The sequence below is a fragment of the Nostoc cf. edaphicum LEGE 07299 genome (assembly GCF_015207245.1).
GTDB lineage: Bacteria > Cyanobacteriota > Cyanobacteriia > Cyanobacteriales > Nostocaceae > Nostoc > Nostoc edaphicum_B.
Genome location: NZ_JADEXF010000136.1, coordinates 1 through 7,517, shown reverse-complemented (window position 1 = coordinate 7,517; position 7,517 = coordinate 1). Strand labels below are relative to the sequence as shown.

Sequence of the window (7,517 nt, the reverse complement as noted above, 5' to 3'; positions counted from 1 at the left end):
GTCTACCGAGTAATGGTGAACTGATATATGACAATACATTCTGCACAAGGAGGTGAGATACAAATGTCACCATCAAAATATTCTCGACTGATTCATTTTTTGCAAGAAGATTTGGCGATTTCCACAGCATCACTAGCAGTGGCGCTTCGTCATCGGGAGCAAGACCCAGGCCCTTTGGCAATGATTCTTTGGCAATATGGGTTGATTACTCTAGAGCAATTAGAACAAATTTATGATTGGCTGGAGACGGCGTAGATTATACCAATTTTGGATTGGAGATTTTAGACTTTGGATTAAAAATTTTTACCAAATGCCTATTAGCAGAATCCTAAACAATATTATTGATGCCAATTTGGTATGATACTAAGTTGCCAAAGTTATTCTTGTTTGGTGTCAAAGATACAGTGCGACTTTTTTCAAAGCAAATAATACTATCTAGGGCAACTGGGTGTCATTTAGGAGAATTGAGGTATGCCACATCAACTCTACCTTATGCAAAGGTTGAGATATAGCTCTCTTGACTCTGACGGTTTCTACTCTATATACAAATTAAAAGAGCGAGTTGATAATTTAACTCGCTCTTTTGATTTAGTACTCAGGACTGAGTAAACACTTTAACTGCTGCTGCTATACCAGAACCAGGAGTAAAGTCTTCGTAGCCAAGTTCTGTGAGGGTAACTTCTAAGGATGCTATGCAGCTAAGGATATCGCGATCGCTCACAAAACCCAAGTGACCAATACGGAAAATCTTATTGCTCAAATGGTCTTGACCACCAGCAAGGGCAATATCAAAGCGTTTTTTCATCAATGACCGAATCTTATCCGGTTCAATTCCTTGTGGTGCTACAGCTGTAATCGCCGGACTAGCGGAATTATCTGCTGCAAGCAGGGGTAAATTTAACCCTTTTATGGCGGCGCGGGTGGCATTTTTCAGCCGTTCATGTCGAGCAAATACTGATTCCAAGCCTTCCTCTTTCATGATTCGCAACGTGGTGTGTAACGCTACGATCAAGTTCACAGGGGGAGTAAATGGAGTTGTATTTTTGGCTGTGGCTTTGCGATATTTGCCTAAATCCAAATAATATTTCGGTAGCTTCGCAGTTTTATAAGCTTCCCAAGCTTTGGCACTGACAGAGACAAAACCCAATCCCGGTGGAATCATATAACCTTTTTGGGAACCGGAGGCGACTATATCCAAACCCCAAGCATCCACAGGTAGATTGAATGCACCCAAGCTCGTGACGGCATCAACGATAATTAAAGCTTCACCGTGTTCTTTAACGTGGCGGTTGATTGTTTCTAGGTCATTCAACACACCCGTCGAGGTTTCGCTATGGGTAATGATTACAGCTTTGATTTGCTTTTGAGTATCTGCTTGGAGTTTTTCCGCAAATACTGCGGGGTCTAAGGGTTTTCCCCATTCCACCTTAACTTCTTCTACATTCAAACCGTAGGCTTGGCCAACTTCTACCCAGCGTTCGCCAAATTTACCATTAGAACCAACTAAAATGCGATCGCCTGGAGAAAGAAAATTAATTATTCCCGCTTCTACAGCACCCGTACCACTGACATTCAGCGTCAGCACATCACTTTGAGTTTGGTGCAGCCACTTGAGATTTTCTGTCACCTCTGCCAATATGTTGCTAAATTCACTAGTACGGTGCCCAATCGGATGCTTGGCTAATGCCAGTAAGGCAGCTTCTGGCACCGGTGTAGGGCCTGGAATCATCAGCATCAGCTTATCGTTCATGTGTCTATCCTAAAAGTCAAATAAAAGTCAAAATTGTGGAAAGTTGGTTAAATCTGATAGCAAATCCTAGATATTCATCTATACATTCCACTCAGATTGTCACCAGCTTTGTTGTATATTTTCCAAATTCATAGGAAAAGTATCGTGGGAGTTAACGATCGGTCAGCTTGACCTTTGCAATTTATACCAGACTCCAACTCAGATAAAACCTTTGTTCCAGGCAATCTTACCACACACCTAGACGCCAGGTTAAGGTGTCTGCTCATAGGCAAACAGCTATTTTAGCCAAGCATGAAACATCTATCTAGATGAGGCATAGGTACGATAAATTATTAAAATCTACCCATAATCCACCTCAGTTGTTTTTATAGAAAAGCGCGAAATCGTTTTGAGCATCGCGGTAATTGTCGGTGAAAAAGTTGTGTTTTGCTTCCATGAAAGAAGTAACCTCCTACACTATACGGAAGAATTGGATGTCACCGTTTGCTAAGAGATAGAAAATACCCAACCCAAAATTTTCAATCTATTTGTGTCAAAGATTTGTTCTTGGGTTTCCATTGTCTAAAAAATACCTTCATCTATGATTTATTTTTAAGTCAAAATCGCTTTGATGCCAATATCCAAGCCTTTTCTGGCTGATTTGATAGCGACTAATTTGACGCAGAAGTTGAGATATCTATGCTACTAATTGCTGCACTTTTTGATACTGCACTTAGTGGTAAGCGATGCCGACGGCAGGCTACGCCTATGCTAATAAACTATAAGTTTTTATACTATACTTACAAAATTGCTACAATCGTGCTTAGTCTCCTTAGTTACTATTCACGGTGAGTCGTTTTTAACTAGTGTTCAGTTCATAAACTGTCACTCACTAGATCCCCGGTATTCTTGTAAAAGAGATATTCTTAGTTAGTGCAAGGAGTGATACCATTTCACCACATGTTTGTCACAAGTTATCCCCGTAATACTCTCTCCTCAGGGAGTGTTGCAGATTTCAAATGTTGCATCAAACGAGTGAGTTGGTATAAGCTTTTACGGAAAAGCGCTTGAGTGAGCAAAACTCTCAAGCGCTTTTTTGTGTATAAATAAAACAGTCCTACTCTCTGGACAATAATTTCAAATGTTTCTGAATACACATATAGTGGAGAAGGAAACTACTGCTATAAAAATTGTTGCAACATATACTTGACGACTTTAGCATTTGCGCGTTCCATCAAAAGGTTTCTAAGTTACTGGACGTACCACACAAATTAGTTTTCCTTGCAAAGGTTCTTCTGTTGCCACAGCCTCATCTATCCGTGCTGCAAATTGTTCCCAATTACGATTATTCGTGCAAACAAAAATACCGAAGTGGTTAGAATCACGACGATGCAAACGGATAAAATCAACTCTGTTGATAGTTAATATTGAGCGTTCTTGACTTATGGCAAATGCTAGCACTTCCTCATCAGGTATACCTTGGTCTGCATTTTCTGCCTCTTGAACTGTCAAAACATCATGTCCCAAAGCGCGTAATAATTTCACAACTGGAAAGAGAAACTGCTCATCTGCGTAAAACCGTGCCATCGATTAGGCTACCTCATTACGCTCAATTGCCAATTCGATTTCATCGGGATGAGCTTCTGCATATACCCAAGCATTAGCTAAATCTGTAGCTGTAATAGTTGGATAGCTCGTCAAAAGGTCAGCATCACTATATCCAAGACGGCGAGCTTCCACAAGTACCCAAACAGGAATACGAGTTTTAGCGATGCAAGCCTCTCCACCACAGACTCTAGGAGTTTTTTCAATTCCTTGCCAATGGTTGCCGAGACTTTGAGCCAATAACTGTATAGCCTGCAATTTTTCACCAGGACTGAGGGCAAGAAGTTGTTGTTCTAACTCTTTGAGTGTCACGGATGTAAATCCTCTGGTGTTTTGTCAGGCTATATTTACAGTTTTATCGATTGCTAAGTACAACATTTAATTAATTCATAGCGAATTCTCTGCGTACCTCTGCGCTTCCCTCTGCGCCACTTTGCGTTAAAATTCCAACCCTCAATTCGCCACGATTTTACACAAAACTGTATTTAGCTAACTACAAAATTCACCAACTTTCCAGGCACGACAATTACCTTTTTAATCTCCTTACCTTCGATGTAACGTTGGGCAATTTCTGATTCACGGGCATATTTCTCCAACGCTGCTTTATCTGCTTGTGCTGGTACTTGAATCGAGCCGCGAGTTTTGCCCATAATTTGAATTACTAAAGTAATTTCATCAGCTACCAAAGCAGCCGGGTCAAATGACGGCCAAGTTTGAGTGTGAACTGAATTACTTTCACCCAATAAATGCCACAATTCATCAGCAATGTGTGGTGCAAAGGGTGCTAGTAATACCACCAAAGTCCGAATACTTTCTGCGTAAATTGGTGAATTTTTGCCGTCAGCATCAGTTAGGGCGTTGCTCAACTTCATCAATTCTGAAATAGCTGTGTTGAATTGATATTCGTCTTCCACGTCTTCTGTCACTGCTTGAATCGCTGTGTGAATCGCCCGCCGCAATTCTTTTTCTGCTTTAGTTAAATCAGATTGGGCTTTTTTACGGGATACCCCAGCCGCAATATAATCTGTCACCAAACGCCAAACCCGATTTAAAAAGCGGAATTGTCCTTCCACGTCGGCTTCATCCCATTCCAAATCTTTTTCTGGCGGCGCTTTGAACAAGATGAACATCCGCGCTGTATCTACACCATATTTGGAAATTACATCTTCTGGCGCTACACCGTTGCCCTTTGATTTAGACATGGTGGCATAGAGACGTTGCAACGGTTCACCTGTCTGGGGGTCGCGCGGGTCGGCTGAATTTACCAGATTAGAAGGAATCCATTTATCTTTACCACCCTTATTAGGATTTAGATAAGTTAAACCCTGCACCATACCTTGCGTTAACAGGCGTTGGAAAGGTTCGTCAAAATTTAACAAGCCTCTGTCACGCAGAACCTTAGTAAAGAACCGCGAATACAACAAATGTAAAATCGCGTGTTCAATCCCACCCACATACTGGTCAACTGGCATCCAGTCGTTTATTTTACTAGAATCGAAAACTTGTTGTTCATTCTTAGCGTCAGGGAAGCGTAAGTAATACCACGAGGAATCAATAAAAGTATCCATCGTGTCGGTTTCCCGCTTCGCTGGAGTGCCACAAGTCGGACAAGGCACATTTACCCAGCTTTCCAACTGAGTTAAAGGTGAACCGCCACGTCCAGTAAATTCCACCTCTTCTGGCAACTGCACTGGCAAATCTTTATCAGGAACTGGTACTATCCCACAGTTGGGACAGTGAATTACAGGTATCGGTGCGCCCCAGTAACGCTGCCGCGAAATTAACCAATCCCGCAAGCGATATTGCACCCGCACTTTACCAAAACCTTGTTTTTCGGCGTATTCAATTATTGCTTGTTTAGCATCTGTGGAAGACATACCAGTAAAAGCCCCAGAATTAATTAAAATTCCTGGTTCAGTATATGCATGGTTATATTCAATTTGGATGAGTTGAGTGACTTCATCCACCTCTGATGTTGGAGTCAAGTCAAAACCTGCAACATCATCTGAGGAAACGATGACAAAATCAGTCGGCAAATCGTAATTTTTGGCAAACTTAAAATCCCGAACATCGTGTGCTGGTACACCCATCACGGCTCCAGTACCATACTCATACAGTACATAGTCAGCAATCCAAATCGGCACTTTTTCCCCTGTAAATGGGTTAATTGCCTTACCACCTGTGGGGATACCCTGCTTCGGTTTATCTTCAGCGGTACGTTCCAACTCACTTTGATGGGAAACCTCTTTAATCAAGGCTTCTACTGCTGCTTGTTGTTCTTTTGTGGTGACGCGTTTTGTTAAAGGATGTTCTGGTGCTAATACCAAGTAGCTGACACCATAAACGGTATCTGGGCGTGTGGTGTACACGCCAATTTTTTCATCTATCCCAATGATGGGAAATTCCAAGTAAGCACCTGTAGATTTGCCAATCCAGTTTGCCTGCATTGACGTGACCCGTTCCGGCCAACCTGTCAATTTATGTAAGTCATTGAGCAATTCTTCGGCGTAGTCGGTAATCTTGAAAAACCACTGGCGTAATAATTTGCGCTCAACTATTGCCCCACTCCGCCAAGAACGTCCTTCGTTATCAACTTGCTCATTTGCCAGTACAGTTTGATCGATAGGGTCCCAGTTTACAGCTGCTTCTTTTTGATAAGCTAACCCTGCTTGCAAAAACTGCAAGAAAATCCATTGTGTCCACTTGTAATAATCTGGCGAACAGGTAGCAAGTTCGCATTCCCAATCAATGGATAAACCAAGACGCTGCAATTGTTGCCGCATCTGAGCCATATTCTGATAAGTCCAGTTTGCTGGCGGTACACCACGGTCAATGGCGGCGTTTTCTGCTGGCAAGCCAAAGGCATCCCAACCCATTGGGTGTATTACCCGATACCCTTGCATTCGCTTGAGGCGGGCAATCACATCGGTAATTGTATAATTACGGACGTGACCCATGTGTAGGCTGCCCGATGGATAAGGGAACATGGAAAGAGCGTAGAATTTTGGCTTATTGCTAACTGTCGGTGTTTTATCTAAGCCAAGTTCCACCCATGTTTTTTGCCATTTTTCCTCAATCGCTGCTGGGTTATATCTAGATAAAGAAAAATTAGTGCTTTCAGCCATCTTTATTTCTATAATGAATGCTCAAATAATACTCGAAACACTTGTTTTCAGCATTTTAACCTGAACTATAAGTCTATTTTCGTATCAAGGAACAATGCTCAACAAATGCTCACTTCCTTGTCATTATCTTTCTATCTCCTTTAGTTGCCTAAAGTTATTGAAATAGTATTTTAAATCTACCACAATGCTTACACCATAATAATCCTAGCTATTTTTCTGTATAATTTATCCATTTTTACTATTCTCATTGCCTTACCACTAGCCGCTTAAAGGGCATTTTAGATACAAATCAGAGTATCTCTAACCATTATGAACAGACAGAAAAAATCCCCTACAGTAGAGGATGCCATAAAGTACCATAATATCAGTTAGTTATTGTCTGTGTTTCTAAATCCCATCAACAAGAATGATTAATTACCCTGAAAGTTAAATTGATTCTTGGTTTAACCCGCTTCGATGTCTTGGGGATTTGATGCTGCCAAAAATGCTGTGTTGCACCTGCCATGAGAAGGAAGCTGCCATCTATTAACTCAATTTCTGTTTTTAAATCCTGATTATGTTTATGCCTAAACATAAACCTTCTTGCTCCGCCAAAGCTAACAGAACCAATTACTGGATTATTCCCTAGCTCTGGTTCAGCATCTGTGTGCCAGGAAATTCCATCGTTTCCATCTCGGTAAAGATTCAGTAAGACGCTGTTAAAGTTAACTTTTGCAATCTCGTCAACTTTCTCTTTTACTTTTAGCAGCGTAGGTATCCAAGGTTCTGGATCAAGATGAATACCTGAGAATTTATATGATATATTTCTATTTCCATACCAAGCAGTTTTTCTTGGTAAGTTTACCTCCTTACCATAAATCTTCATCTTGTCTTGTCGCCATTTTATTTCGTTAAGCAAGGTTTGAAAAAGCTCATCGCTTTCTTGCTGATTGAAAAAATTTCGATAGAAAGTAACCTCTGCATCTGGCATAGATAAAACTTCTTTATCCCTACTCTCAATTGACTCATCTACAACGGAGTCAAACCCGGAAAATAAGTCTCCCTGAATTGCATTACTA

Annotated in this window: 6 protein-coding genes; 1 reads left to right on the top strand and 5 read right to left on the bottom strand. The window is 41.2% G+C overall.

The window, feature by feature from the left end; all coding sequences use genetic code 11:
• The first annotated feature begins 27 nt into the window (after positions 1 to 27).
• Positions 28 to 255: a DUF2949 domain-containing protein gene (locus IQ229_RS06030; protein WP_012410503.1), complete on the top strand. Its 228-nt coding sequence runs from the start codon at positions 28 to 30 to the stop codon at positions 253 to 255.
• A gap of 340 nt (positions 256 to 595) precedes the next feature.
• On the opposite strand, the gene IQ229_RS06025 is transcribed toward IQ229_RS06030, so the two are convergent.
• From IQ229_RS06025 to IQ229_RS06005, 5 genes are all read right to left on the bottom strand, one after another.
• Positions 596 to 1,750, bottom strand: a complete 1,155-nt coding sequence (locus IQ229_RS06025; protein WP_194042142.1) for a pyridoxal-phosphate-dependent aminotransferase family protein — start codon at positions 1,748 to 1,750, stop codon at positions 596 to 598.
• A gap of 1,224 nt (positions 1,751 to 2,974) precedes the next feature.
• Entirely contained in the window at positions 2,975 to 3,316 is a 342-nt protein-coding gene (locus IQ229_RS06020) for a DUF5615 family PIN-like protein (protein WP_194042140.1), read from the bottom strand.
• 3 nt (positions 3,317 to 3,319) lie between these two features.
• Positions 3,320 to 3,646 (bottom strand): DUF433 domain-containing protein, encoded by a 327-nt coding sequence (locus IQ229_RS06015; RefSeq protein ID WP_194042138.1) that lies wholly within the window; start codon positions 3,644 to 3,646, stop codon positions 3,320 to 3,322.
• A 173-nt stretch (positions 3,647 to 3,819) separates the two neighbouring features.
• On the bottom strand, positions 3,820 to 6,459 hold the full coding sequence (gene leuS, locus IQ229_RS06010; protein ID WP_194042136.1) for a leucine--tRNA ligase: 2,640 nt from the start codon (positions 6,457 to 6,459) through the stop codon (positions 3,820 to 3,822).
• Between the two features lie 397 nt (positions 6,460 to 6,856).
• The coding region (locus IQ229_RS06005) for an alpha-ketoglutarate-dependent dioxygenase AlkB family protein (protein ID WP_228013214.1) at positions 6,857 to 7,517 on the bottom strand (661 nt) is incomplete at its 5' end.

Coding starts and splice junctions, on each gene's coding strand:
- IQ229_RS06030 (WP_012410503.1), top strand. CDS start 28: ATGACAATACATTCTGCACAAGGAGGTGAGATACAAATGTCACCATCA.
- IQ229_RS06025 (WP_194042142.1), bottom strand. CDS start 1,750: ATGAACGATAAGCTGATGCTGATGATTCCAGGCCCTACACCGGTGCCA.
- IQ229_RS06020 (WP_194042140.1), bottom strand. CDS start 3,316: ATGGCACGGTTTTACGCAGATGAGCAGTTTCTCTTTCCAGTTGTGAAA.
- leuS (WP_194042136.1), bottom strand. CDS start 6,459: ATGGCTGAAAGCACTAATTTTTCTTTATCTAGATATAACCCAGCAGCG.